We start from the raw sequence: 25,862 nt of genomic DNA, 5'->3' as shown, positions 1-25,862 counted from the left end.
TGTCAATCAATCAGCGCAGCGGATCAGTCAGCCGCTTTCAGGCCGTCTGCCGAAACGTCCCGCACACCCTTGATGCCTTTGGCCTTGTTGATGGCCACTTCACGCTCGGCCTCGGTGGCCACGGTACCGGACAGCGAAACAACGCCGTCCTTGGTTTCCACTTCGATATCCATACCGGGTGTGGCATCGTCGGCCAGCAAGGTTGATTTCACCTTGGTGGTAATCCAGGTATCAGAAACGGCGTCACCGGCCTTTTCCACGCGGTCATTGGTGGCCAGCATCAGCGTATCGGTCTTCTGCGTCGCTGGGGTGACATCGGCAAATGCAACACCTGCCACGGGCAGGCTCAGGGCGGCGGCAATGGCGGTAGCTGTAAGAGACTTCTGGATTGTATTCATAGTGGCACTCCTGTTCTTTAAATGACTGCGGTATCACTCCGACCGCAGGTCCACAGGAGATATCGCAAGCGGCATGCCAGTTTTTACCACTTTTCAAAGCCCTATAAATCAACAACTTAGCTATATGCAGTAGCTTAACGCCACTAGCACACTGCATGTTTTGCCTCAGCAGGGCGTGCAAGTTGCAACAACCGGCGCCAGCAGAAAAACAAACGCCCCGAACAGTCGGGGCGTTTGTTCAAGCCGCAGACCTGAAGCGTTCAGGCCCTGCGAAGTGCTTGTCTCACATCAGGCCAATCAGGCTTCGGAAGCCTTCGCCGCCGCTACATCCTTGATCGACAGCTTGATGCGACCGCGGTTGTCCACGTCCAGCACCAGCACTTCGACTTCCTGGCCTTCCTTGAGAATATCGGTGACTTTCTCCACGCGCTGATCACTCAGCATCGAGATGTGCACCAGACCATCCTTGCCCGGCAGGATGTTGACGAAAGCGCCGAAATCGACGATGCGCTCCACCTTGCCAACGTAGATCTTGCCGATCTCGGCTTCTGCGGTGATGCCCAGCACGCGCTGACGGGCAGCCTCGGCCGCTTCCTTGGTTTCGCCGAAGATCTTGATCGAACCGTCGTCCTCGATATCGATGGACGCCTTGGTCTCTTCACAGATACCACGGATGGTCGCGCCACCCTTGCCGATGACGTCGCGGATCTTGTCCTGGTCGATCTTCATCGCAATCATGGTCGGTGCGTTGGCCGACAGCTCGGTACGCGACTGAGCAATGACCTGGTTCATCTGACCGAGAATGTTCAGGCGCGCTTCCAGTGCCTGGCCCAGCGCGATTTCCATGATCTCTTCGGTAATGCCCTGGATCTTGATGTCCATCTGCAGCGCGGTGACGCCCTTGGCGGTACCGGCCACTTTGAAGTCCATGTCGCCCAGGTGATCTTCGTCGCCGAGGATGTCGGTCAGTACGGCGAATTTCTCGCCTTCCTTGACCAGGCCCATGGCGATACCGGCCACCGGTGCCTTCATCGGCACGCCGGCGTCCATCAGAGCCAGGGAAGCGCCGCAGACCGAAGCCATCGAACTGGAACCGTTGGATTCGGTGATTTCCGACACCACGCGAATGGTGTACGGGAACTCGTCGGCGCTCGGCAGCATGGCGGCCACGGAGCGGCGGGCCAGACGACCGTGACCGATTTCGCGGCGGCCAGTGGCGCCCATGCGACCACACTCGCCCACCGAATACGGCGGGAAGTTGTAGTGCAGCATGAAGGGGTCTTTCTTCTCGCCTTCCAGGGTGTCGAGCAACTGTGCGTCACGCGCGGTACCGAGGGTAGCGACCACCAGCGCCTGGGTTTCGCCACGGGTGAACAGGGCCGAGCCGTGGGTCTTGTCGAGCACGCCGACTTCGATGTTCAGGCCACGTACGGTGCGGGTATCGCGACCGTCGATACGCGGCTTGCCGTTGACGATGTTCTCGCGCACGGTGCGGTATTCGATTTCGCCGAAGGCTTCCTTCACTTCGCCGGCGGAAGGCTGACCTTCTTCGCCGGAGAAGCGGGCGACGACCTGCTCGCGCAGCTCGCCCAGGCGCGCATAGCGGTCCTGCTTGATGATGATGGTGTAAGCCTGGGAAATCGCTTCGCCGAACTCGCTGCGAATCGCATTGAGCAACTCGGTGCTTTCCGCTTTCGGCTGCCAGTCCCAGGTCGGCTTCGCGGCTTCAGCTGCCAGCTCGGTCACAGCCTGGATCACAGCCTGGAATTCGTCGTGGGCGAACAGCACGGCGCCCAGCATCTGGTCTTCGGTCAGTTCCTTGGCCTCGGACTCGACCATCAGTACGGCGTCCTTGGTGCCGGCCACGACCATGTCCAGGCTGGAGGCCTTGAGCTGCTCGTAGGTCGGGTTCAGCAGGTAGCCGGTTTCCGGGTGGAAGGCTACGCGTGCGGCACCGATAGGACCATTGAACGGAATGCCGGAAATGGCCAGCGCAGCAGAGGTACCGATCATCGCAGCGATATCCGGATCGGTCTTCTTGCTGGTGGAAATCACGGTGCAGATGACCTGCACTTCGTTCTGGAAACCTTCCGGGAACAGCGGGCGGATCGGGCGGTCGATCAGGCGCGAAGTTAGGGTTTCCTTCTCGGAGGGACGTGCCTCGCGCTTGAAGAAACCGCCGGGGATCTTGCCAGCCGCGTAGGTTTTTTCCTGATAGTGCACGGACAGCGGGAAAAAGCCTTTGCTCGGATCAGCCGTCTTCGCGCCAGTGACGGCGACCAGTACTGCGACATCATCGTCAACGGTGACCAGCACAGCGCCGGAGGCTTGACGGGCGATACGACCCGTCTCGAGGGTTACGGTCGACTCACCGAACTGAAATTTCTTGATTACCGGGTTCACGGTGTTTTCCTTCTCTGTGTTGCCTTTGGGGGAAATTGGCGGAAAGCACGGGAGTCGGACCCGTTCTCTCCTGCAAAAGCCAAAAAGCTGGAAGCTCGAAGCCGCAAGCGGAGGGTTGCTCCGACTTTCGACTTCAAGCTTCCAGCTCCAGGCTTCCAGCTCGCTACGTCTTAACGACGCAGACCCAGACGACCGATCAGGGTGCTGTAACGAGTAGTGTCCTTGCCCTTCAGGTAATCCAGCAGCTTACGACGCTGGTTGACCATACGGATCAGGCCACGACGCGAGTGGTGGTCCTTGCCGTTGGCCTTGAAGTGACCTTGCAGCTTGTTGATGTTGGCGGTCAGCAGGGCAACCTGCACTTCCGGGCTACCGGTATCGCCTTCAGCTTGCTTGTACTCGTTAACGATCTGGGCTTTTTCTTCAACGCTAAGTGCCATGATGGGCTCCTTACAGTGAACAGGCCGGGAAAGTCCCGTGTTTTAAAAGAGGGCTGACCGTGCCTGCCAACAGCCATCCTCGTGATGCAACGCGCCATCAGGCGCAGTGCATATCGGTCATTCCGACCGAATCAGTCGACGCGGCGCAATGCGCCCGTCATCGCTCATTTCACCGATACCGATAAAGCGTCCGGTATGATCCTGCACCCGCATCATGCCGAACTGCGGGGCCTGCGGTGCGCGCACCGGCTGCCCGTGCAGCCAGTAAAATGCGCTGTGCTCCGAAAGCTGCACCAACGGCCAGTGCTCCAACCCGCTGTCGACCGGCAGGAGAAAGGTATCGAGCGCCTCTGCTCCACCACTGGCATGAGCCTGTTCCAGCGCTTCGAGCGTGACCGTCCGGGACAGGTCGAAGGGGCCTGCCTGGGTTCGCCGCAGCTCCGCCACGTGTGCCCCGCAGCCCAGTTCATACCCGATATCCTCGACCAGCGTGCGGATATAGGTGCCTTTGCTGCACGACACCGCAAGTCTCGCCCGATCAGCGTCCAGCGACAGCAGATCCAGGCGTGCAATGGTAACAGAACGCGGCTCGCGCTCCACTACCTCTCCGGCGCGCGCCAGCTTGTAAAGTGGCTGGCCGTCACGCTTGAGCGCCGAGTACATCGGTGGAATCTGCTGAAGATCACCGCGAAACTGCGGCAGTATGGCTTCGAGCTGAGCCTGGCTGACATTGACCGGCTTGCGCTCGATAACCTCGCCCTCGGCATCTGCCGTAGTGGTGGTCACACCGAGCTGGGCGACCGTCTCGTAGGCCTTGTCGGCATCGAGCAGGTACTGGGAAAACTTGGTGGCCTCACCGAAGCACAGGGGCAGCACCCCGGTGGCCAGCGGGTCGAGGCTGCCGGTGTGCCCGGCCTTCTCGGCATTGAGCAGCCAGCGAACCTTCTGCAGCGCCGCGTTGGAAGTGAACCCGCGCGGCTTGTCGAGAAGAATGATGCCGCTGACTGCGCGGCGAATGCGTTTTACCTGTGCCACGCCTTAGTCCCCATCGCTGTGCTTGCGGTCTTCTGCGACCGCCCGCTCGATCAGCGACGTCAACTCGACTCCGCGACGAACACTGGCGTCATAGCTGAAATGCAGCTGCGGCACCGTGCGCAGCTTCATCGCCTTGCCCAGCTGCATGCGCAGGAAGCCGCCCGCATCGTTGAGTATCCGCAGATTGCTCTTGACCGCATCCTCGTCATCGTCCTTGCCCATGATGGTGATGAACACCTTGGCATGGGAAAGATCACGACTGACCTCGACGGCGGTGATGGTCACCAGACCGAGACGCGGATCCTTGATTTCACGCTGGATCAAGGATGCCAGCTCGCGCTGCATCTGGTCGCCTATGCGCTGGGTACGACTGAATTCTTTGGCCATATAAAGCTGCCTCAAGCTTCAAGCGCTAAGCTTCAAGCTAAAAAATACCAAAAAGCCAAACGGCAAGCTCAATCGGTGGACCAGGCCACTTCTTGAAACTTGCCGCTTGTAGCTTGCTGCTCGGATTACAGCGACCGCGCCACTTCGACTTTTTCGAAGACTTCGATCTTGTCGCCAGCCTTCACATCGTTGTAGCTCTTCACCGCGATACCGCACTCCATGCCGGCACGCACTTCGGCCACGTCATCCTTGAAGCGACGCAGCGATTCCAGCTCGCCTTCGAAGATGACCACGTCGTCGCGCAACACGCGGATCGGACGGTTGCGGTGCACCATGCCCTCGAGGACCATGCAGCCGGCGACGGCGCCGAACTTCGGCGAACGGAACACGTCACGAACCTCGGCGATACCGAGAATATTCTCGCGGACATCACTGCCGAGCATGCCGGTCAGGGCTTTCTTGACGTCCTCGATGATGTCGTAGATCACGTTGTAGTAACGCAGATCCAGACCTTCCTGCTCGACGATCTTGCGCGCGCCCGCATCGGCCCGCACGTTGAAGCCGAACAGCACCGCGTTGGACGCCAGCGCCAGGTTGGCATCGCTCTCGGTGATACCACCGACACCGCCACCGATGACGCGCACCTGCACTTCATCGTTGCCCAGGCCGCTGAGCGAGCCCTGCAGCGCTTCGAGGGAACCACGGACATCGGATTTGAGGACGATATTGAGCGTCTTCTTCTCTTCCTGCCCCATGTTCTCGAAGATATTTTCCAGCTTGCCGGCATGGGCGCGGGCGAGTTTGACTTCACGGAACTTGCCCTGACGGAACAGCGCCACTTCACGCGCCTTCTTCTCGTCGCTCAGCACGCTGAGCTCGTCGCCGGCTTCAGGCGTACCGTCCAGACCGAGAATCTCCACAGGAATCGACGGACCGGCTTCCTTGATGCTGTTGCCGTTCTCGTCGAGCATCGCACGGATGCGTCCATAGGTGGAGCCGACCAGCGCCATGTCGCCCTGACGCAGCGTGCCTTCCTGAACCAGAACGGTCGCGACCGGGCCACGACCCTTGTCCAGACGCGACTCGACCACCACGCCACGGCCAGGCGCCGAAGGCGTGGCTGTGAGCTCCAGCAGCTCGGCCTGCAGCAGTACCGCTTCGAGCAGCTCGTCGACACCGGTGCCCACCTTCGCCGATACCGGCACGAATGGGGTGTCGCCGCCCCAATCCTCGGGGATCACATCCAGCGCGGCCAGGCCGTTCTTGATGTTGTCCGGGTTGGCGTCCGGCTTGTCGATCTTGTTCACCGCAACCACGATCGGCACACCAGCGGCCTTCGCATGCTGGACGGCTTCCTGGGTCTGAGGCATCACACCATCGTCGGCGGCAACCACCAGGATCACGATATCGGTCGCCTTGGCACCACGGGCACGCATTGCGGTAAAGGCCGCGTGACCGGGGGTATCGAGGAAAGTGACCATTCCGCGCTCGGTTTCCACATGGTAGGCACCGATATGCTGGGTGATTCCGCCAGCTTCGCCGGTAGCGACCTTGGCGCGACGAATATAGTCGAGCAGCGAGGTCTTGCCATGGTCGACGTGCCCCATCACCGTCACCACTGGTGCACGTGTGATGGCTTCGCCTTCGAACCTCAGCAGTTCCGCGAGTTGCTCTTCCAGGGCGTTATCGCTGACCAGGCGGACCTTGTGGCCCAGTTCTTCGGCGATCAGCTGGGCAGTTTCCTGATCCAGCACCTGGTTGATGGTCACCGGAGTACCCATCTTGAACATGAACTTGATGACTTCCGCAGCCTTGACCGACATCTGCTGCGCCAGATCGGCGACCGAGATGGTCTCGCCAATGGCCACGTCGCGAACGATAGGGCCGCTCGGGCTCTGGAAGCCGTGCGCATTACGCTTCTTCAGCTTGGATTTGCCACGACCGCCACGACGGAAGCCGTCGGCATCGTCATCGCCGCTACGCACGGTACGCGACAATGGCGCCTTGGACTTGGGCGCAGGACGTTGCTGAGCCTGCTTGCGATCACGACGTTCGTCGTCATCGCTGCGTGCCTTCTCGGTACGACGAGGCTCTTCCTTCTTGCGCTCATCAACCGGCGCTACGGGCTCGACCGGAGTCTCCTGGGCAGGAGCCGGAGCAACAACCGGCGAACCGACACGCGCCTCCACTTCAGCCTGCGCCTTGCGCCGCGCCTCTTCCTCGGCACGCTGACGCGCTTCCTCTTCGCTCTTCAGGCGCGCGGCTTCTTCAGCGGCACGCTGCTCTTCCAGCTCGCGCTGCTTCTCGGCCTCGATCTCGTCCGGGGTGCGCTTGACGAAGGTTTTCTTCTTGCGAACCTCGACACTGATGGTCTTGCTGCCACCCACCTTCAGTTTGGTCGTGGTCTTGCGCTGCAAGGTAATCTTGCGCGGCTCATCCACCTTGGCGCCGTGGCTGCTCTTGAGGTGCGCCAACAGGGCCTGCTTTTCGTTATCGGTCACTACTTGCTCGGCGCTGGTGTGCGGCAGTCCTGCCTCACGCATCTGCTGCAGCAGTCGCTCGACCGGTGTATCGACCACCTGGGCCAGTTCTTTCACCGTGACTTGCGTCATGCATCTCTCTCCTCAGGCCGCTAATTACTTACTCGAACCAATGGGCTCGGGCGGCCATGATCAGCTTGCCGGCACGTTCTTCATCGATGCCGTCTATGTCGAGCAGGTCGTCAATCGACTGCTCGGCCAGGTCTTCACGGGTGATGACACCCCGCACGGCCAACTCGACCGCCAGTTCCTTGTCCATGCCTTCCAGCGCGAGCAAATCCTCGGCCGGCTGAGCATCTGCCAGTTTTTCTTCCGTCGCGATCGCCTTGGTCAGCAGGCGATCCTTGGCACGGGTCCGTAGCTCATTGACGATATCTTCGTCGAAGCCTTCAATACCGAGCATTTCCTCCATGGGGACGTAGGCAACTTCTTCGAGGGAAGTGAAACCCTCCTCGACCAGTACTTGCGCCAGCTCTTCATCGACATCCAGCTCTTCAATGAAATTGCGCAGAATGTCGCCGGTTTCCTCCTGCTGCTTGGCCTGGATGTCGTCCTCGGTCATCACATTCAGCGTCCAGCCGGTCAGCTGGCTGGCCAGACGCACGTTCTGGCCGCCGCGACCGATGGCCTGGGCCAGATTGTCTTCGCCGACGGCGATGTCCATGGCGTGGGCATCTTCATCGACGATGATGGCAGCGACTTCTGCGGGCGCCATCGCATTGATGACGAACTGGGCCGGGTTCTCGTCCCACAGGACGATATCGACGCGCTCGCCACCGATTTCACCCGAAACCGCCTGCACGCGCGAACCGCGCATACCGATGCAGGCACCTTGCGGGTCGATGCGCTTGTCCTTGGAGCGGACCGCGATCTTGGCCCGCGAACCAGGGTCACGCGAGGCGCCCATCACCTCGATCAGCTCCTCGGCGATTTCCGGCACCTCGATGCGGAACAGCTCGATCAACATCTGCGGCGCGGTACGCGAAAGAATCAATTGCGGACCGCGGTTCTCGGTGCGGATCTCCTTGAGCAACGCACGCACGCGGGCGCCGACGCGGAAGGTTTCGCGGGCGATGATGTCCTCGCGCGCCAGCAGCGCCTCGGCATTGTTGCCCAGATCGACGATGACGCTGTCGCGCGTCACCTTCTTCACCGTGCCGGAAATGATCTCGCCCAGGCGATCGCGATAGGCCTCGACAACCTGCGCACGCTCGGCTTCGCGCACTTTCTGCACGATGACCTGCTTGGCGGTCTGGGCGGCGATACGACCGAACTCGATGGACTCGACCTTGACTTCGAGCACGTCGCCAACCTTGGCGTTGGCTTCGCGAGCCTGCTCCATATCGGTCGTCAACTGATGCGCCGGATCGTCGAAGTCTTCTTCCTCGACGACCGTCCAGCGACGGAACGTTTCGTAACTGCCGTTCTGTCGATTGATTTCCACACGCAGGTCAACTTCATCTTCGAAGCGCTTCTTGGTAGCCGTGGCCAAAGCCAGCTCCAGCGCCTCGAAAATCACACCGGCCGGTACGCCTTTTTCATTGGATACCGACTCCACAACCAGCAGTACTTCTTTGCTCATCGTACGCCTCGCCTTTCGCAATCCATTGGGGTCCGCGGGAACCGCGTTTCACTCAAAACGGGGAACAATATTGGTCTTGTCGATCATGTCGATCGGCAACAGATACTCGTGATCATCAACCAGCACCACCACATCCTGCTCTTCCACCCCGCGGAGAAGACCCTGGAAATTGCGCCTGCCCTCGAAGGGCGAGCGCAGCTTTATTTTTACCTGTTCGCCCACATTCGCGACGTACTGTTCAAGCGTGAACAGTGGCCGATCCATCCCGGGCGAAGACACTTCAAGGGTGTAATCGCTGCTGATGGGATCTTCGACGTCGAGGACACCACTGAGTTGACGACTGACCTTTTCGCAGTCGTCGATAAGAATCCCGTTGGCATGATCGATATAGACCCTCAACAGGGAATGTCTACCCTGCGAAAGGAATTCGATCCCCCAGCACTGATAGCCAAGCGCCTCGACCACCGGGGCCAGCAAGGCGTGCAACTGTTCTAGCTTGCTCGACATCGAAGTCCCTCGCGCATGCTGTACAAATGAAAAATGGGCGAAACGCCCATCCCTATTGATCGCCTGTAGATGCCGGCGACCTGGCTAGAAGCTAATAAAAAGCCCCTCTGTAGGGGCCTTTATCAACTGGTTGCGGGGGCTGGATTTGAACCAACGACCTTCGGGTTATGAGCCCGACGAGCTACCAGACTGCTCCACCCCGCGACAAACTGGGCACGAATTATACGATCGCACCACCCACAGGTCAACCAAAACGCAGAAACAAGAAAGCCCGCATCTGCGGGCCTGCTTGTTTGGTACCGAGGAGGGGACTCGAACCCCTACAGCCTATGGCCACTACCACCTCAAGGTAGCGTGTCTACCAATTCCACCACCTCGGCAAAAACCCTTGCTACTGCCCTTCCTCTACCTCAGGAACATCGCCAGTAGCGCCTGCGGACGGAGCGGACTCCAGAACAGGCACATCTTCAACAGCCGGCTTGCTGACTGGAATCTCCAGAACCGCCGGATCCGGCAAGCCCGCCCGGGACAGCTGACCCGCCTGCTGCGTTGCGAAGTACGCCAACCCCAGACTTGTAACGAAAAAAACGCCGGCGAGTATAGCAGTAAAACGACTAAGAAAGGTAGTAGAACCTTGGCTTCCGAAGACGGTTGCCGAAGCACCCGAACCGAACGAAGCGCCAGCATCCGCACCCTTGCCCTGCTGCAGCAGCACCAGTACAACCAAAGCAAGGGCAACCAGCAGATGCACCACGATCACAACAGTCTGCAACATCTGATCAGTTCCCTGCGGCACGACAGATCGCACCGAAATCATTCGCTTTCAGAGAGGCGCCACCGATAAGCCCCCCATCGATATCCGCCATTCCAAAAAGCTCGGCGGCATTTTCCGCCTTTACACTGCCGCCATACAGAATACGCACGCCATCGGCGATACGCTTATCCTCACGCGACAGCTGCTCACGAATGGCAGCATGTATTTCCTGCGCCTGCTCCGGCGTTGCCGTCAATCCGGAACCAATCGCCCAGACCGGCTCATACGCCACAACCGCCCTCTCGAAAGAGGCAATTCCGGCAGTCGCCAGCACACAGGCCAATTGACGCCCGACCACATCCAGCGTCTGCCCTGCCTGACGCTGCTCCAGCGTTTCGCCAAGGCACAGCACCGGCGTCATTCCGCACGCCAATGCCGCTTCGAACTTCTGGCTCGTCACCTCGTCGCTTTCGCCCAGAATCAGGCGCCGCTCGGAGTGACCAACCAATACCCATCCGCATCCGGCATCGGCCAACTGGGAAGCGGACACTTCACCTGTAAAGGCACCGAAACCGGAGTCTGCCGCACAGTCCTGAGCGCCAACGGCAATCGAACCATCCGTCAACCCGCTCACGACCTGCTCGACATGGACACAGGATGGAAAAACCACGACCTCGACCGCTGCAGGAAACTCCTGCTGGCGGAGCGCTTGGATCAGCTCTGCGACGCTGGCGCGGGTACCGTTCATCTTCCAGTTACCAGCTACCAGGGGGCGACGCATGCTTTACCTCGTCGATCAAAGTGGGCGCAGATGGTACTCAACGAAAACCAACCTGGCAAGCGAGAATCACGCACAAACTTCGCTAACCACTGCCGCCAGCTCTTCGGCATGGCTGCGCACCTGTCTTTCATCGTCACCTTCGACCATCACCCGCACCAGCGGCTCGGTTCCCGACTTGCGCAACAGCACGCGACCACGTCCCGCCATGCGTTCGGTGACGCTGTCACAGACGGCTTGCACCTGCGGATCGGCAATCGGATCACGATCACCGGCAAAGCGCACATTGATCAGCACCTGCGGACATTTTTTCCAGGCCAGACGCTCCTGCGCCAGGCTTTGTCCACGCCGCCTGAGCGCAAGCAGAACCTGCAGCGCGGCAATGATCGCATCACCCGTGGTCACATGCTGCGAGCAGACGATATGCCCCGAATTCTCGCCACCCAGCACCCAGTTACGCTCCAGCATTTCCGCCATCACATACCTGTCACCCACATTGGCGCGAACGAAGGGAATCTCACGCTCCCTGAGCGCCAGCTCCAGTCCCAGGTTGCTCATCAGGGTGCCGACAACGCCGCCTTCGAGACGACCACGCTCCTGCAGGTCGGTCGCGATCACATAGAGCAGCTCGTCACCATCGACCAGAGCCCCGGTGTGATCGACCATCATCACACGGTCGCCATCACCGTCGAAGGCGATACCGAGATCGGCGCCATGCTCGACCACAGCCTTCTGCAACTGCCCGACATGGGTCGAACCGACATCGGCGTTGATATTGAGGCCATCAGGCTGCGCTGCGATGACCACCACCTCGGCACCCAATTCGCGGAATACGCTGGGCGCCACCTTGTAAGTCGCGCCGTGGGCGCAATCGACCACCAGCTTGAGGCCGGAGAAATCGGTACTGGTCGGTACGCTGCTCTTGCAGAACTCGATATAGCGCCCAGCCGCATCGTTGATGCGCGAAGCCTTGCCCAACTGAGCGGACTCGACCACCGTCATCGGCGTATCGAGCAGTTCCTCGATCATCAGCTCGACCTCGTCGGGCAGCTTGCTACCGCTTCCGGAAAAGAACTTGATGCCATTGTCATGATGCGGGTTGTGCGATGCACTGATGACAATCCCCGCCTCGGCGTGGAAGGTGCGGGTCAGATAGGCCACCGCGGGGGTCGGCATCGGGCCGAGCAGCGCCACATCGGCACCCGCGGCGGACAGGCCGGCCTGCAGCGCGGACTCGAACATATAGCCGGAAATGCGCGTGTCCTTGCCAACCAGGATGCGGCATTTGCCCTGCTTGCGAAATGCCATCCCGGCCGCCCAGCCAAGCTTGAGCATAAAGTCCGGGGTAATCGGAAACTGCCCTACGTGGCCGCGAATGCCATCGGTCCCAAAATATTTTCTGCTCATGCTGATTTCCTATTCTGCAGCCTGTACTGCGGCGACCATTCGGACGACATCAACCGTTTCAGCCACATCGTGCACGCGCACGATACGGGCACCCTTGGTAACAGCCAGTGCCGCCAGCCCCAGGCTGCCGTACAGACGTTGTGCGACCTCCCGTCCCAGCGCCTGCCCGATCATGCTTTTGCGTGAAACACCGACCAGCAGCGGACGCCCCAATTCGTGCAGGCGCTCCATATGCTTGAACAGACTGAGATTGTGCGAAAGATTCTTGGCAAAGCCGAAACCCGGATCGAGCACGACCCGTTCGCCGGAAATGCCCGCAGCGGCACACGCCGCCATGCGCTCGGCAAGAAACCCGTAAACCGCCTCGGTCACGTCGTCGTAGCGCGGATCGTCCTGCATGTCACCCGGCTCGCCACGCATGTGCATCAGGCATACGGGTAGACCGCTGTCGGCAGCGGCATCCAGCGCCCCATCGCGCGTGAGCGAACGGACATCATTGATCAGACCGGCCCCCAGCCGTGCGCACTCGCGCATCACCGATGGCGTCGAGGTATCCACTGAAATGATCACATCGAGTTCGCACGCGATGGCATCCACCACGGGCGCGACACGCTCCAGCTCTTCGGTCGGCGAGACCGCCCGTGCACCTGGCCGTGTCGACTCCCCGCCCACATCCACCAGCGTCGCACCCGCTGCCACCATCGCGGCGGCATGGCGCAACGCGGCATCGATGCCGGCATGCCTGCCACCGTCAGAAAACGAGTCGGGAGTCACGTTGAGAATGCCCATGACATGCGGGCGTGACAAATCAAGAACCCGACTGCCGCAAGGCAGTCGGGTCGGGTGCATCGTTTCAGTCATCGTTGAAGCCTTGGCTCAGTGTTCGCCCGCCGGACCGCCGATGGGCGTCTGCGGAAGATCACCTTCCGGCTGCACGGGCGTGCCTGCCGAGCCGGAGCCGCCCTGCCAGTCACGCGGTTCACGTGGAGTACGACCGGCCATGATGTCGTCAATCTGCTCGGCATCGATGGTTTCGTACTTCATCAAAGTCTCGGCCATGAGGTCGAGCTTGTCGCGATTATCGGCCAGGATCTGCTTCGCCGTGTCGTAGCACTGATCGATGATGCTGCGTACTTCAAGGTCGATCAGCTTGGCGGTGTCACCGGAGACGTTGGTGTGCTGACTGCCCGCACTGCGACCGAGAAACACTTCGCCCTCTTCCTCGGCATACATCAACGGACCGAGCTTCTCGGACAGACCCCACTTGGTCACCATGTTCCGCGCCAGCTGGGTCGCACGCATGATGTCGTTGGAAGCGCCGGTGGTGACACCATCAAAGCCCAGGGTCATCTCTTCGGCGATACGGCCACCGAACAGCGAGCAGATCTGGCTGATCAGGGCACGCTTGGACAGGCTGTAACGGTCTTCCTCGGGAAGGAACATGGTCACACCCAGCGCCCTGCCACGCGGAATGATGGAAACCTTGTAGACCGGATCATGCTCGGGCACGAGACGACCGACGATGGCGTGGCCCGCTTCGTGATAGGCGGTATTCAGCCGCTCCTTTTCGGACATGACCATGGATTTGCGCTCGGCGCCCATCATGATCTTGTCCTTGGCCAGCTCGAACTCCTTCATCTCCACCACGCGCTTGCCGGCACGCGCCGCAAAAAGGGAAGCCTCGTTGACCAGGTTGGCCAGATCGGCACCGGAGAAGCCCGGCGTACCGCGCGCAATCAGCGCCGGCTCTACGCTGTCACCCAGCGGCACCTTGCGCATGTGCACATTGAGAATCTGCTCACGACCGCGGATATCCGGCAGGCCAACCACCACCTGGCGATCGAAGCGCCCCGGACGCAGCAGTGCCGGGTCAAGCACATCGGGACGGTTGGTGGCGGCGATGACGATGATGCCATCGTTCATTTCGAAACCATCCATCTCCACCAGCAACTGGTTGAGGGTCTGCTCGCGCTCGTCGTGACCGCCACCCAGACCGGCGCCACGATGGCGACCGACGGCATCGATCTCGTCGATGAAGATGATGCAGGGAGCGTGCTTCTTGGCCTGCTCGAACATGTCACGCACACGGCTGGCGCCGACCCCGACGAACATCTCGACGAAGTCCGAACCGGAGATGGTGAAGAACGGCACCTTGGCCTCGCCCGCCACCGCTTTGGCCAGCAGCGTCTTGCCGGTCCCCGGCGAACCGACCATCAGCACACCGCGCGGAATCCGACCGCCGAGACGCTGGAACTTGCCAGGGTCACGCAGGAATTCGACCAGCTCGGTCACCTCTTCCTTTGCTTCGTCGCAGCCAGCGACATCGGCAAAAGTGGTCTTGACCTGATCTTCGGACAACAGGCGTGCCTTGGACTTGCCGAAACTCATCGGCCCGCCCTTGCCGCCTGCGCCACCCTGCATCTGGCGCATGAAGAACATGAACACCGCGATGATCACCAGGATCGGGAAGCTGGCCACCAGCAACTGGGTCCAGATGCTCTGCTGCTCGGGCTGTTTGCCTTCGATCAGGACATTGTTGTTGATCAGGTCACCGATCAGGCCATTGTCCTGGATTGCCGGGCGGATCGTCTTGAAGCTTTCGCCATCGCTGCGCTTGCCGATGATCACGTAGCCGTCGACGGTTACGCGCTCGACACGACCTTCCCTGACCTGTTCAAGGAATTGCGAATAGTTGAGCGTCTGCGGCTCGGTCGGGCTGGAAAAGTTGTTCATCACGGTCACCAGGACGGCAGCGATGATCAACCACAGAATCAGGTTTTTTGCCATGTCATTCAAATTCATTACCCTCTGGAACAGACCCGCTGTCGTTGGCCCGCTTGACGGCGCCTGTTGGCTGCTCTGGCTAACTTACTACACAACCCGCCCAAACACGCAGGTCGCTCTGTAACCCCATATGAAACATATTAGTCCGTCTGCGCCGGATCGCCGCGAAAACCTCGCGCCAGCAGGTACTGCTCACGAGAACGGTCCCTGGACGACAACGGCTTGCGCATCTGCACCTTGTCGAAATTCTGCCGTATGTCCTTCAGATAGGCATCGAAGCCATCGCCCTGAAAGATCTTGATCAGGAAATCTCCCCCTGGACGCAGTACGCGCATGGCCAGATCAAGCGCCAGCTCGCAGAGAAACATCGCACGGGCCTGATCGGCCACCTTCACCCCACTCATATTGGGGGCCATATCGGAAACTACAAGGTCGACCTGCTTATCACCTACCGCATCAAGAATCTGCGCGAATACTTCGTCTTCGGTGAAATCACCCTGGATAAAGGTGACATCGGCAATGCTGTCCATAGGCAGGATGTCGGAGGCAATCAGCCGCCCCTTGTCCCCGATCAGACGGCTGGTCACCTGCGACCAGCCGCCCGGCGCCGCGCCCAGATCGATCACGGTCATGCCGGGACGCAGAATGCGGTCCTTCTCCTGGATCTCCAGCAGCTTGTAGCTGGCGCGCGAGCGATAGCCGTCGCGCTGCGCCATCTTCACGTAGGGATCGTCGAAATGTTCTTTCAGCCAGCGCGAGCTGGTCTTGGAGCGTGCCAAGCTGTTACCTCATCTGTGCGGCCCGGAACCTCTCGGTTACACTAGCGGACGTTTTTCAGGGTTCTGACGCAAGGGTCGAATTATGCCGCTCACCAACGAGCAGAAGAAACACTACAAATCCATCGGCCATCATCTGAAGCCGGTACTGATCGTATCCGAAAACGGCCTGACCGAAGGTGTGCAGGCCGAACTGGAGCGCGCACTGAGCGATCATGAGCTGATCAAGGTACAGCTACGCATCACCGAACGCGATGATCGCCGCGCTCTGATCGACGAACTATGCCAGATCGGACGCTGCGAACTGGTGCAATCCATCGGCAAGATGGTGCTGGTGTATCGCAAGAACCCCAAGGTCAACAAGCAACTGTCCAACGTGCACCGCTATCAGGCCTGACCCGACCAGCCTGAGCATCAGGCTGGGGGAAACTCAGCGGAGCCCGTCGCGCGCGGCGGCTCCTGCAATACCAGCATCAACCCGCACAGCCCCATGATCAGATAGCTGAACAGCGACCAGCGAGCCGATTCGAGCCATGGCGTCCCAGCGGCGAAAAAGCTGGCGGCCAGCAGCAAAACCGTCAACAGCAACTGCCCGCGCACATCCCGCCATAGACTGCGAAACCCTGCCGCCTGCATCAGCACGACGGCCTGCAGCACGGCACAGAAAGCAGCGAAACCCACCAGCAGCGGCCTCAGGGTGCCGGCGATTTCTGCCACCAGCAACGGTGCCAGGCCGATCTTGTCCAGCGCCGGCAACATCACGAACTGCAACAGCCAGAGGCCACCGACCCAGAATGTCTGGGCCAGCTGCCAGCTGATGACACCTGCGCGCATGGGCTGCGACTCAGAGATGGCGAACCTCGACGATCTCGAATTCGACCAGCCCGCTGGGCGTCTTGACCACGGCAACATCGCCTTCCAGCTTGCCGATCAGCGCACGCGCAATGGGTGAACTCACCGAAATCTTGCCCAGCTTGATCTCCGCCTCGTCCTCACCCACGATCTGGTAGGTCACGCGCTCGTCGGTCTCGACATTGGCGATCTCGACCGTCGTGCCGAAGATCACCTTGCCCGTGTGCGCAATCGCCGTGACGTCGATGATCTGCGCGTTCTGCAGACGGCCTTCGATATCGCGAATCCGCGCCTCGACCATGCCCTGCTGCTCGCGGGCGGCGTGGTATTCGGCGTTCTCCTTGAGGTCACCGAGTTCACGCGCCACGCCGATGTCATGGCTCAGCTTGGGACGCAGCACCTTGGTCAGGTGCTGATGTTCTTCTTCCAGGGCGCGCGCACCCTGGACGGTCATGGGATATTTGGTCATGCCTCGATTCCTGCATGGAGATCCTGCAGACGGCGCACGGTCTTCTCGGGACCGAACTTGAGCGCCTCACAGATCGCCTGGCCACCGGCAATGGTGGTGGTGATGCAGATCTTGTGCTGCAGAGCGTTGCGACGAATGGAGTAGGAGTCCGCGATGGACTGGCGCCCCTCGGTGGTATTGATGATCAGGGTGACTTCGTCGTTCTTGATCATGTCGACCACATGCGGACGACCTTCGGTCACCTTGTTCACGCGACGTACCGGCAAGCCAGCCGCCTCGATGATACGCGCGGTACCGGCGGTGGCAACGACCTCGAAGCCGAGATCGACCAGATCGCGGGCAACCTGCTCGACGTAGGGCTTGTCGTCCTCGCGCACGCTGATGAAGGCGCAACCGGAGGTCGGCAGGATTTCACTGGCGCCCAGCTGAGCCTTGGCGAAGGCTTCGGCGAAGCTGTCGCCGACGCCCATCACTTCGCCGGTGGATTTCATTTCCGGGCCGAGGATGGTGTCGACACCGGGGAACTTGGCGAAGGGGAACACCGCTTCCTTGACGCTGAAGAACGGCGGAATGATTTCCTGGGTGAAGCCGATTTCGGTCAGTGTCTTGCCCGCCATGACGCGCGCCGCGACCTTGGCCAGCGACTCGCCGATGCACTTGGAGACGAACGGCACGGTGCGCGATGCACGCGGATTCACCTCCAGCACGTAGATATCCTCGCCCTGCACGGCCATCTGCACGTTCATCAGGCCGATCACGTCGAGCTCCAGGGCCATCTTGCGCACCTGCTCGCGAATCTCGTCCTGAATGTGCGCAGGCAGCGAATAGGCCGGCAGCGAACAGGCGGAGTCACCAGAGTGAACGCCGGCCTGCTCGATGTGTTGCATGATCGCTCCGATCACCACGATCTCGCCGTCGCACACCGCATCCACGTCCACCTCAATGGCGCAGTTGAGGAAGTGGTCGAGCAGCACCGGACTATCGTTCGAGACCTTTACCGCTTCGCGCATGTAGCGCTTGAGCTCGTCTTCCTCATAGACGATTTCCATCGCCCGACCGCCCAATACGTAGGACGGACGCACCACCAGCGGATAGCCGATGGCCTTGGACGCGGCGATGGCTTCTTCCTCGCTACGCGCGGTGGCGTTCTGCGGCTGGCGCAGGTTCAGGCGCTGGACCATCTGCTGGAAGCGTTCGCGGTCTTCGGCACGGTCGATAGCGTCCGGGCTGGTGCCGATGATCGGCACGCCGGCCTCCTCCAGGGCGCGGCAGATCTTCAGCGGGGTCTGGCCGCCGTACTGCACGATCACGCCCTTGGGCTGCTCGACACGGACGATTTCCAGCACGTCTTCCAGGGTCACCGGCTCGAAATACAGACGATCGGAAGTGTCGTAGTCGGTGGAGACGGTTTCCGGGTTGCAGTTGACCATGATGGTCTCGTAACCGTCTTCACGCATGGCCAGCGCCGCGTGTACGCAGCAGTAGTCGAACTCGATACCCTGGCCGATACGGTTCGGCCCGCCACCGAGGATCATGATCTTGTCGCGGCTCGACGCATTGGCCTCGCACTCTTCCTCGTAGGTCGAATACATGTAGGCGGTGTCGGTGGCGAACTCGGCGGCACAGGTGTCGACGCGCTTGTAGACCGGCAGCACCTTGAGTTTGTGGCGATGGCTGCGCAGGTTCTTCTCGGTGACGCCGAGCAGCTTGGCCAGGCGCGCATCGGAGAAACCCTTGCGCTTGAGCCTGAACATCAGATCGCGATCGATGCTGGACAGGCCGAGGGTCTTGACCTGCTCCTCCTCCTTGACCAGATCCTCGATCTGCACCAGGAACCAGGGATCGATCTTGGTCAGGGCAAAGATATCCTCGATGCTCTTGCCGGCACGGAAGGCATCGGCGACGTACCAGATACGGTCGGCACCGGGCACGGTCAGCTCGCGGGTCAGTGTGCTTTCGGCCTCGGCGGACTCCAGGTTCAGCTTGGGATCGAACCCGGTGGCGCCGACTTCCAGGCCGCGCAGGGCCTTCTGCATCGACTCCTGGAAGGTCCGACCGATGGCCATGACTTCACCGACCGACTTCATCTGGGTGGTCAGACGGGCGTCGGCCTTGGGGAATTTCTCGAAGGCGAAACGCGGGATCTTGGTGACCACATAGTCGATGGCCGGCTCGAAGGACGCCGGGGTGCGACCGCCGGTGATGTCGTTGGACAGCTCGTCGAGGGTGTAGCCCACGGCCAGCTTGGCGGCGATCTTGGCAATCGGGAAACCGGTGGCCTTGGAGGCCAGCGCCGAGGAGCGCGACACACGCGGGTTCATCTCGATCACCACCATGCGCCCAGTGTTCGGACAGATGCCGAACTGCACGTTGGAGCCGCCGGTTTCCACGCCGATCTCACGCAGCACCGCCAGCGAGGCGTTGCGCATGATCTGGTATTCCTTGTCGGTCAGGGTCTGCGCCGGGGCGACGGTGATGGAGTCGCCGGTGTGCACGCCCATCGGGTCGAAGTTCTCGATGGAGCAGACGATGATGCAGTTGTCCTTCTTGTCGCGGACCACCTCCATCTCGTATTCCTTCCAGCCGATCAGCGATTCGTCGATCAGCAGCTCCTTGGTCGGCGACAGGTCCAGACCGCGGGTGCAGATTTCCTCGAACTCTTCACGGTTGTAGGCGATGCCGCCACCGGTGCCGCCCATGGTGAAGGAAGGCCGGATGATGCAGGGGAAGCCGACCTTGTCGAGCACGCCGTAGGCTTCCTCCATGCTGTGGGCGATGCCCGAAACCGGGCAGGCCAGGCCGATATCCTTCATCGCCTTGTCGAAGCGCGAGCGGTCCTCGGCCTTGTCGATGGTATCGGCATTGGCGCCGATCATCTCGACGCCGAACTTCTCCAGCACGCCGTGCTTTTCCAGGTCCAGCGCGCAGTTCAGCGCGGTCTGGCCGCCCATGGTCGGCAGCAGCGCGTCAGGACGCTCTTTCTCGATGATCTTGGCCACGGTGGCCCATTTGATCGGTTCGATGTAGGTGGCGTCGGCCATGGCCGGGTCGGTCATGATGGTGGCCGGGTTGGAGTTCACCAGGATGACACGGAAGCCTTCCTCACGCAGGGCCTTGCAGGCCTGGGCGCCGGAGTAGTCGAACTCGCAGGCCTGGCCGATGACGATGGGGCCGGCGCCGAGGATCAGGATGCTTTTGATATCTGTACGTTTTGGCATGGAGTAACTCTCGAATTCCTGATTTCAGCGATCAGCGACGGGCCGCCATGGCGGAGATGAAGCGGTCGAACAGCGGCGCGACGTCGCAAGGACCAGGGCTCGCTTCCGGGTGCCCCTGGAAACCAAAGGCCATCTTGTCGGTACGCTCGATACCCTGCAGGGTGCCATCGAACAGCGACTTATGAGTGGCACGCAGATTGGCCGGCAGAGTCGTCTCATCGGCGCAGAAGCCGTGGTTCTGGCTGGTGATCATCACTACGCCGGTTTCCAGATCCTGCACCGGATGGTTGGCGCCGTGATGGCCGCTGGACATCTTCACCGTGGTCGCACCGGACGCCAGCGCCAGCAGCTGATGACCGAGGCAGATGCCGAAGACGGGGATATCGGTCTCCAGCACTTCCTGGATCGCCCGGATCGCGTAATCGCACGGCTCGGGATCGCCCGGGCCGTTGGCCAGGAAGATGCCGTCCGGATTCAGCGCCAGCGCCTCGCTGGCCGGCGTCTGCGCCGGCAGCACGGTAACCCGGCAGCCACGCGCGACCAGCATGCGCAGGATGTTGTACTTGACGCCATAGTCGTAGGCGACCACGTGGTACGGCAGCTCACTGGCCGGAATCTCCGGATGGCTGTCGGTTTCCAGGCTCCAGAGGCTGGAACGCCATTCGTAGCGTTCCTTGACGCTGACTTCCTTGGCCAGGTCCATGCCCTTGAGGCCGGGGAAGCTGCGCGCCAGCTCCAGCGCCTTCTCTTCGGTCACATCAGTTCCAGCCAGGATGCAACCATTCTGCGCACCCTTCTCACGCAGAATGCGGGTCAGGCGACGGGTATCGATACCGGCGATGGCGACGGTGCCGTTTTCCTTCAGATAGGCATCCAGCGGCTGCTTGTTGCGCCAGTTGCTGGCCAGCAGCGGCAGGTCGCGGATGACCAGACCGGCCGCCCAGACTTTCCAGGACTCGGCATCTTCCGGCGTGGTGCCGGTATTACCGATGTGCGGATAGGTAAGCGTGACGATCTGCTTGGCATAGGACGGGTCGGTAAGGATTTCCTGATAGCCGGTCATGGCGGTGTTGAACACCACCTCGCCGATTGTCTGGCCGTCGGCACCGATGGATTCGCCGCGAAAGATGCTGCCATCGGCAAGGGCCAGAATGGCTGGCGTAGGAGCTGGCTTAGTCAAGAGACCTCCCAAAGATCAAGGCTGGAGCAGGCGCAGATTGTAAAAAAGCGGGATGACGTGTGAAGGTCATCCCGCTTTTTATTGGAGTCATTCTGCGCAACTTTTAGTGGACACACTAAAGCGGGAAGCTTACAGAAAACCCCTTTTGCGGTCCAGCCGAAATCCACCCGAATTGCAGTGCAGCGGCGAACTCAGCGCAAACCCAGCACATCCTGGATGTCGTACAACCCGGCTGGCTTCTCATCCAGCCAGAGCGCCGCGCGCACCGCCCCCTTGGCGAAGGTCATACGACTCGAAGCCTTGTGCGTAATTTCCACCCGCTCGCCATCGGCGGCGAACAGCACGGTGTGGTCACCCACCACATCACCGGCACGCACCGTGGCGAAGCCGATGGTGTCGCGCTCACGCGCACCGGTCTGGCCTTCACGCCCATAGACCGCAACCTTCTGCAGATCGCGCCCCAGGGCTTCGGCAACTACCTCGCCCATGCGTAGCGCGGTACCGGACGGCGCATCGACCTTGTGCCTGTGGTGCGCTTCGATGATCTCGATATCCACCTCGTCGCCCAGCACCCTGGCGGCTGTATCCAGCAGCTTCAGGCAGAGATTGACGCCGACACTGTAATTGGCCGCGAAAACGATGGGGATGTCCTTCGCTGCGGTGGCGAGACGCTCTTTCTCTTCAACCGAAAAACCGGTGGTGCCGATCACCATTGCCTTGCCTGCGCGACGACAGACATCCAGATTCTTCAGCGTCACCGAGGGATGAGTGAAATCGATCAGCACATCGAACTCATCCACGGCCCTGGCGAGATCGCCGGACAGCGGCACACCGAGACGACCGATGCCGGCCAGTTCGCCAGCATCGGCACCGACCAGCGTACTGTCCGGGCGATCCACTGCGGCGGTCAGCCCGGCGGCGCCAGCACTCTGCTGCACCGCTTCGATCAGAATCTTGCCCATGCGCCCAGCGGCGCCCATCACTGCAATACGTCGCATATAAAGTCAGCTCCAAGCTGCAAGCCTCAAGCTGCAAGCCAAGCGCAACACCCTCTTGCGGCTTGAAGCTTGCTGCTTAAAGCTTCTTTCAAACATCACCGAAAAAGCGCTTCACACCCTCGAACCAACCGCTGGCCTTGGGTGAGTGGGAGGTGTCGCCCTGCAGGGTGCCGCGAAACTCTTCAAGCATCTCGCGCTGGCGCTTGCTCAGGTTGACCGGCGTTTCCACCGCCACCCGGCACAGCAGGTCGCCTGCCGCACCACCACGCACCGGCGCCACGCCCTTGCCGCGCAGACGGAACTGCTTGCCGGTCTGGGTGCCCTCGGGAATCTTCAGCTTGACCCGTCCATCCAGGGTCGGCACTTCCAGCTCGCCACCCAGCGCCGCGTCGGCGAAGCTGATCGGCACTTCGCAATACAGATGCTTGCCGTCGCGCTGGAAGATCGCGTGCTCACGCACGTTGACCACCACGTACAGGTCGCCCGCCGGACCACCCTGGGTTCCGGCCTCGCCTTCGCCGGTCAGGCGAATGCGGTCGCCGGTGTCGACGCCTGCCGGCACCTTGACCGAGAGCGTCTTCTGCTCTTCCACACGACCCTGGCCATGGCAGCTGCCACAGGGATCGGAGATCATCTTGCCGCTGCCATGGCAGCGCGGGCAGGTTTGCTGCACCGAAAAGAAGCCCTGCTGCATACGTACCTGGCCGATGCCACCGCAGGTGGTACAGGTAACGGGGCTGGTGCCTTTCTTCGCGCCCGAGCCATCGCAGGTCTTGCATTCGGCAAGCGTCGGCACGCGAATGGTCACCGTCGTACCACGCACGGCCTCTTCCAGATCCAGCTCCAGCGTGTAACGCAGATCGCTGCCGCGCTGAGCGCCACCGCGTGAGCTACCGCGCGCGCCGGTAAAGAAATCGCTGAATACGTCGCCGAAGATATCGGAGAAATTAGCGTTGCCATACGCCGCGCCCGCGCCAGCCCCCATCTGCGGGTCGACGCCGGCGTGGCCATACTGGTCGTACGCCTGCCGCTTGCTGGCATCGGAGAGCACTTCGTAAGCCTCGTTGGCCTCCTTGAAGGCTTCCTCAGCCGCCTTGTCATCCGGGTTGCGATCGGGATGATGCTTCATGGCGAGGCGGCGGTAAGCCTTTTTCAGCTCCGCCTCGCTGGCGCCACGCTCGACGCCCAGCACTTCGTAATAATCACGTTTGGCCATAAATTTCCTGAACCTTCAAATTCATACCCTCCAGACACGCCGACGCGGGAGCAAGCCCCCGCGCAGCGGTCACGCCTGTCGCGAACGCGTCGCGGCAGACCGGAAGGAAAGGCAGCCCGCACTGACAGCGACAGGCTGCGCGCCCTTCCATGTGGGTCACAAGTGGCGGATTACTTGTTGTCCTTGACCTCTTCGAACTCCGCATCGACCACGTCGTCGCCCGGCTGCGCGCCGTCATCAGCCGGCTGGCCTTCACCACCCTGGGGCTGTTCGGCATACATCTTCTGCGCCAACGGCGTGGACGCCTGGGATACTGCCGCGATCTTGGCTTCGATCTCGGCCTTGTCGTCGCCCTTGATGGCTACTTCCAGCTCGCCAATGGCCTTTTCGATAGCGGTCTTGTCGTCCTCGCTGGCCTTGTCGCCTGCCTCGGTCAGCATCTTGCGCGTGGCATGGACCAGCTGGTCGCCCTGGTTACGGGCGCCGGCCAGCTCTTCGAACTTGCGGTCTTCCTCGGCGTTGGCCTCGGCGTCGCGCACCATCTGTTCGATCTCCTCCTCGGACAGACCGGAGTTGGCCTTGATCACGATGGACTGATGCTTGCCGGTGGCCTTGTCTTTTGCCGAGACATGCAGGATGCCGTTGGCATCGATATCGAAGGTGACCTCGATCTGCGGCATGCCACGCGGCGCTGGCGGAATCTCGGCCAGATCGAAACGACCCAGCGACTTGTTGCCGCTGGCCTGCTTGCGCTCACCCTGCAGCACGTGAATGGTCACGGCGCTCTGGTTATCGTCGGCGGTGGAGAACACCTGGGACTTCTTGGTCGGGATGGTGGTGTTCTTCTCGATCAGCGCGGTCATCACGCCACCCATGGTTTCAATGCCCAGAGTCAGCGGAGAAACGTCGAGCAGCAGCACGTCCTTGACGTCACCGGCCAGTACCGCGCCCTGGATCGCAGCACCCATGGCCACGGCTTCATCCGGGTTGACGTCCTTGCGTGCTTCCTTGCCGAAGAACTCGGCAACCTTCTGCTGCACCAGCGGCATGCGGGTCTGACCACCGACCAGGATCACATCATCGATCTTGCCGGTGTCGATACCGGCGTCCTTCAGGGCGATGCGGCACGGTTCGAGAGTACGCTGCACCAGGTCTTCCACCAGCGCTTCCAGTTTGGCACGGGAGATCTTCACGTTCAGGTGCTTGGGACCGGTGGCATCGGCGGTGATGTACGGCAGGTTGACGTCGGTCTGCTGGCTGGACGACAGCTCGATCTTGGCCTTCTCGGCGGCTTCTTTCAGGCGCTGCATGGCCAGCGGGTCGCCTTTGAGGTTCATGCCGGTTTCTTTCTTGAATTCGTCGACGAGGTAGTCGATCAGGCGGATGTCGAAGTCCTCACCACCCAGGAAGGTATCGCCATTGGTGGCCAATACTTCGAACTGGTGCTCGCCGTCGACTTCGGCAATCTCGATCACCGACACGTCGAAGGTACCGCCACCCAGGTCATAGACGATCACGGTGTGGTCACCCTTGGCCTTGTCCATGCCATAGGCCAGCGCAGCCGCGGTCGGCTCGTTGATGATGCGCTTGACGTCGAGCCCTGCAATGCGACCGGCATCCTTGGTGGCCTGGCGCTGGCTGTCGTTGAAGTAGGCCGGCACGGTGATGACCGCTTCGGTGACCGGCTCGCCGAGGTAGTCTTCGGCGGTCTTCTTCATCTTCTTGAGAATTTCCGCGGAAATCTGCGGCGGCGCCATCTTCTGGCCGTTCACTTCCACCCAGGCATCGGCGTTGTCGGCCTTGACGATCTTGTAGGGGACCATCTGGATGTCTTTCTGCACGACCTCTTCTTCGAAACGACGACCGATCAGTCGCTTCACCGCGTAGAGGGTGTTGTGGGGGTTGGTCACTGCCTGACGCTTGGCCGACTGGCCAACCAGAATTTCGCCATCATTGGCGTACGCAATGATCGACGGCGTGGTGCGACCGCCTTCGGCGTTCTCGATGACCTTGGCCTTGCCGTTTTCCAGAATGGAGACGCAGGAGTTGGTAGTCCCCAGGTCGATACCGATAATTTTGCCCATTTGTCTATCTCCGAAAATCTTGGATGAAATCCGCGCCTGTTTACCGGCTGCGGG

The 25,862-nt window shown here is 61.0% G+C and carries 22 protein-coding genes and 2 tRNA genes; 1 reads left to right on the top strand and 23 read right to left on the bottom strand.

The annotated features are described in order from the left end of the window. Positions 1-23: 23 nt before the first annotated feature. The 16 genes from ACYCFC_RS01245 to rlmE form a co-directional block, all read right to left on the bottom strand. The gene (locus ACYCFC_RS01245) at positions 24-398 is read right to left on the bottom strand and encodes a BON domain-containing protein (protein WP_181086231.1); all 375 of its coding nucleotides are present in this window, start codon (positions 396-398) and stop codon (positions 24-26) included. 297 nt (positions 399-695) lie between these two features. After that, entirely contained in the window at positions 696-2,801 is a 2,106-nt protein-coding gene (gene pnp, locus ACYCFC_RS01240) for a polyribonucleotide nucleotidyltransferase (RefSeq protein ID WP_181086233.1), read from the bottom strand. 170 nt (positions 2,802-2,971) lie between these two features. After that, positions 2,972-3,241, bottom strand: coding sequence for a 30S ribosomal protein S15 (gene rpsO / locus ACYCFC_RS01235; RefSeq protein ID WP_003280896.1), 270 nt, complete (start codon positions 3,239-3,241; stop codon positions 2,972-2,974). A gap of 117 nt (positions 3,242-3,358) precedes the next feature. Next, positions 3,359-4,276 (bottom strand): tRNA pseudouridine(55) synthase TruB, encoded by a 918-nt coding sequence (truB, locus tag ACYCFC_RS01230; protein WP_459652898.1) that lies wholly within the window; start codon positions 4,274-4,276, stop codon positions 3,359-3,361. Between the two features lie 3 nt (positions 4,277-4,279). After that, positions 4,280-4,663: a 30S ribosome-binding factor RbfA gene (gene rbfA / locus ACYCFC_RS01225; RefSeq protein ID WP_459652897.1), complete on the bottom strand. Its 384-nt coding sequence runs from the start codon at positions 4,661-4,663 to the stop codon at positions 4,280-4,282. A 125-nt stretch (positions 4,664-4,788) separates the two neighbouring features. After that, positions 4,789-7,275: a translation initiation factor IF-2 gene (gene infB, locus ACYCFC_RS01220; RefSeq protein WP_459652896.1), complete on the bottom strand. Its 2,487-nt coding sequence runs from the start codon at positions 7,273-7,275 to the stop codon at positions 4,789-4,791. Between the two features lie 28 nt (positions 7,276-7,303). Next, positions 7,304-8,785 (bottom strand): transcription termination factor NusA, encoded by a 1,482-nt coding sequence (gene nusA, locus ACYCFC_RS01215; RefSeq protein WP_181086239.1) that lies wholly within the window; start codon positions 8,783-8,785, stop codon positions 7,304-7,306. Positions 8,786-8,833: 48 nt separating this feature from the next. Then, positions 8,834-9,292: a ribosome maturation factor RimP gene (gene rimP / locus ACYCFC_RS01210; RefSeq protein ID WP_181086240.1), complete on the bottom strand. Its 459-nt coding sequence runs from the start codon at positions 9,290-9,292 to the stop codon at positions 8,834-8,836. 127 nt (positions 9,293-9,419) lie between these two features. Then, positions 9,420-9,496 (bottom strand) — tRNA-Met (locus ACYCFC_RS01205). Positions 9,497-9,586: 90 nt separating this feature from the next. Continuing rightward, a tRNA-Leu gene (locus ACYCFC_RS01200) sits at positions 9,587-9,672 on the bottom strand. Between the two features lie 11 nt (positions 9,673-9,683). After that, positions 9,684-10,067, bottom strand: coding sequence for a preprotein translocase subunit SecG (gene secG, locus ACYCFC_RS01195; RefSeq protein ID WP_459652895.1), 384 nt, complete (start codon positions 10,065-10,067; stop codon positions 9,684-9,686). A gap of 4 nt (positions 10,068-10,071) precedes the next feature. Next, positions 10,072-10,827 (bottom strand): triose-phosphate isomerase, encoded by a 756-nt coding sequence (gene tpiA / locus ACYCFC_RS01190; RefSeq protein WP_459652894.1) that lies wholly within the window; start codon positions 10,825-10,827, stop codon positions 10,072-10,074. Positions 10,828-10,893: 66 nt separating this feature from the next. Then, positions 10,894-12,231, bottom strand: a complete 1,338-nt coding sequence (gene glmM / locus ACYCFC_RS01185) for a phosphoglucosamine mutase (protein ID WP_181086243.1) — start codon at positions 12,229-12,231, stop codon at positions 10,894-10,896. A 9-nt stretch (positions 12,232-12,240) separates the two neighbouring features. Further along, positions 12,241-13,092, bottom strand: a complete 852-nt coding sequence (folP, locus tag ACYCFC_RS01180) for a dihydropteroate synthase (protein ID WP_459652893.1) — start codon at positions 13,090-13,092, stop codon at positions 12,241-12,243. A gap of 15 nt (positions 13,093-13,107) precedes the next feature. After that, a complete protein-coding gene (gene ftsH, locus ACYCFC_RS01175) occupies positions 13,108-15,018 on the bottom strand; it encodes an ATP-dependent zinc metalloprotease FtsH (protein ID WP_181086245.1) in 1,911 nt (636 codons plus the stop codon). Positions 15,019-15,155: 137 nt separating this feature from the next. Beyond that, positions 15,156-15,794, bottom strand: a complete 639-nt coding sequence (gene rlmE / locus ACYCFC_RS01170; protein ID WP_181086246.1) for a 23S rRNA (uridine(2552)-2'-O)-methyltransferase RlmE — start codon at positions 15,792-15,794, stop codon at positions 15,156-15,158. 82 nt (positions 15,795-15,876) lie between these two features. Between rlmE and ACYCFC_RS01165 the strand changes: the two genes are divergently transcribed. Next, complete coding sequence (locus ACYCFC_RS01165; RefSeq protein ID WP_459652892.1) at positions 15,877-16,188, top strand: YhbY family RNA-binding protein; 312 nt, start codon at positions 15,877-15,879, stop codon at positions 16,186-16,188. A 17-nt stretch (positions 16,189-16,205) separates the two neighbouring features. Here the strand turns inward: ACYCFC_RS01165 and ACYCFC_RS01160 are convergent, their stop codons facing one another. The 7 genes from ACYCFC_RS01160 to dnaK all read right to left on the bottom strand — a co-directional run bounded on the left by ACYCFC_RS01160 (position 16,206) and on the right by dnaK (position 25,808). Continuing rightward, positions 16,206-16,625, bottom strand: a complete 420-nt coding sequence (locus ACYCFC_RS01160; protein ID WP_459652891.1) for a DUF4149 domain-containing protein — start codon at positions 16,623-16,625, stop codon at positions 16,206-16,208. A gap of 10 nt (positions 16,626-16,635) precedes the next feature. Then, positions 16,636-17,112, bottom strand: a complete 477-nt coding sequence (gene greA, locus ACYCFC_RS01155) for a transcription elongation factor GreA (protein ID WP_459652890.1) — start codon at positions 17,110-17,112, stop codon at positions 16,636-16,638. After that, on the bottom strand, positions 17,109-20,330 hold the full coding sequence (carB, locus tag ACYCFC_RS01150) for a carbamoyl-phosphate synthase large subunit (RefSeq protein WP_459652889.1): 3,222 nt from the start codon (positions 20,328-20,330) through the stop codon (positions 17,109-17,111). The genes greA and carB overlap by 4 nt, the downstream gene beginning before the upstream one ends. Positions 20,331-20,361: 31 nt before the next feature. Next, complete coding sequence (carA, locus tag ACYCFC_RS01145) at positions 20,362-21,510, bottom strand: glutamine-hydrolyzing carbamoyl-phosphate synthase small subunit (protein ID WP_459652888.1); 1,149 nt, start codon at positions 21,508-21,510, stop codon at positions 20,362-20,364. 191 nt (positions 21,511-21,701) lie between these two features. Next, positions 21,702-22,508, bottom strand: coding sequence for a 4-hydroxy-tetrahydrodipicolinate reductase (gene dapB / locus ACYCFC_RS01140; RefSeq protein ID WP_459652887.1), 807 nt, complete (start codon positions 22,506-22,508; stop codon positions 21,702-21,704). Between the two features lie 88 nt (positions 22,509-22,596). Further along, positions 22,597-23,724, bottom strand: coding sequence for a molecular chaperone DnaJ (gene dnaJ / locus ACYCFC_RS01135; RefSeq protein ID WP_181086253.1), 1,128 nt, complete (start codon positions 23,722-23,724; stop codon positions 22,597-22,599). Between the two features lie 170 nt (positions 23,725-23,894). Next, complete coding sequence (gene dnaK, locus ACYCFC_RS01130) at positions 23,895-25,808, bottom strand: molecular chaperone DnaK (RefSeq protein ID WP_181086254.1); 1,914 nt, start codon at positions 25,806-25,808, stop codon at positions 23,895-23,897. Between the last annotated feature and the right edge of the window lie 54 nt (positions 25,809-25,862).

Source organism: Stutzerimonas sp. NM35 (assembly GCF_054604355.1).
This window is presented reverse-complemented; position numbering and strand designations above follow the sequence as displayed.